This is a genomic window from Sphingomonas sp. Leaf25, assembly GCF_001421635.1.
Lineage (GTDB): Bacteria > Pseudomonadota > Alphaproteobacteria > Sphingomonadales > Sphingomonadaceae > Sphingomonas.
On the sequence record NZ_LMKU01000030.1, the window covers coordinates 77,731 to 79,344 of the forward strand.

Here is a 1,614-nt window from a genome sequence, read left to right on the forward strand (position 1 = left end):
GGCCTTGCGCGATCTTGGAAAAACGACCGACGATCTTGTTGTCGTCGGCGCGCTATCCGCTGTTGCTCATGCCAAGGGACAGCATCTCTTGGCGGAGATCGCCCTTTTGACAGAGGACGAACGGGCGGAAATACTGGGCAGGTAGCGTTCGTTCCGCGCCGTTTCCCCCGGAAAACCGCCAAACTGCCGACCGGCGCTCAATCGCGCCCCTGTTCCGCCGCCAGCGGATAACTGACGATCAGCGCCAGCGGCTTGGTGCCGCGCTGCGCGATGCCCACGACCGCGCCGTCGTAGAGATACACCGTCGTCCCCGCGCCCACCCGCCGGGTCACGCCGTCGCTGGTCACGTCGCCCTCGCCCGAAACGACATGATACACCTCGTCATGCGCGATGGGGTGCAGGCCGATCGCCGCGCCCCGGTCGAGCGTGCGGCGGCGGAACTCCATCGTGCGGCCGGGCACCTTGTCGGTGATGCGCCATGCGGTGCTCATGCCGATGTTACCGTGCGGCACCGGCTGGCGCACGCGCGTGCCCTCGTCGTCGATCACCACCATCGCCGGCGCCTTCGCGCGGCCCGTCGCCCAGCCGAGGCCACCCGCGACATGCGCCAGCACGCGCGCGTCGCTCCAGCTTTCGCGGCGATGGCCAAGGCCGGTATAGAATACCCGCCCCTTGCCGACGCGGTGCGCCCACGCGAGCGGTTTGGGGTTCACCTCGCTCGAACCGATCGACTGTGGGTCGACCGTCAGCAGATGATCGAGGTCGGGCGACAGGTCGTTGAACCAATACCATTCGTCGGCGATGCGGAACGCCGTGGGCAGCGTCGCGGTCGCGGCGTGGCGGTGCGCGGTGCGAGACACCGCCGCCTCGGGCGTGCCCTGCGGATGTCGCGCGAAGCGACCGCCGATCAGCCGGGCATACCATGGCCACCCATAATGCGAATCGGCGGCGGCATGGATCGCCACCACCCCACCGCCGTCCTCGACATAGCGTTGCAGCACGGTCCGCCGCGTGCCGGTGAACCATTCGCTTTCGGGTCGTTTGGAATCGGTGGTGGTCGACACCAGCACGACCGCAGCGACATCGGTGAGCGGCGTATCGAACACCGCCGGATCGTCGCTCGCCACTGGTTCCAGCCCCTGCGCGCGTGCCATCGCCTCAACCGCCGCGACGCCCTGCGGGATCGAGTCGTGGACGAAGCCGGTCGCGTGGTGGAAGATCAGCACGCGCGGGGCGGCGGCGGCCGGCACCGCACCAAACAGCAGCGCGCCGGCGACGACCAGCCGCGCGATCATTGGCGCATCGCCCGGTCGCGCGCCGACAGCGATTCCTGGACCGGCCCCTTCTGTCCCGGATAGCGGCCCGATTTCGGTTCCATCGTGGTCAAATCCCATTCGGCGTCGACGAACGGCGCGCCGGTCTGCACCGGATGGGGATATTCGCTCACTTCGCGCTCGTCGTCGATCACCTTGCCGCGCCCCTCGGCGACGAAGAACAGCACGCGGATGTCGTCGGCATCCCGGTCCCACGGCCGCGCGCCGGCATTCGCCAGCACATGCGTCTCGACCTCTTGCGACGGCAGCACCGGCAGGCCGGTCGGCCAGACCGGCGGGG

At 69.0% G+C, this 1,614-nt stretch carries 1 protein-coding gene and 2 pseudogenes; all 3 read right to left on the reverse strand.

Annotated features, from left to right (window positions below; translation table 11 throughout):
- Window positions 1–197: 197 nt before the first annotated feature.
- Complete coding sequence (locus ASE78_RS19615; protein WP_235515099.1) at window positions 198–554, reverse strand: cupin domain-containing protein; 357 nt, start codon at window positions 552–554, stop codon at window positions 198–200.
- 36 nt (window positions 555–590) lie between these two features.
- A pseudogene (locus ASE78_RS19620) lies at window positions 591–1,394 on the reverse strand (ThuA domain-containing protein); the annotation flags it as partial.
- Window positions 1,292–1,614: pseudogene (locus ASE78_RS19625) on the reverse strand (pectate lyase); the annotation flags it as partial. The pseudogenes ASE78_RS19625 and ASE78_RS19620, both read right to left, overlap by 103 nt.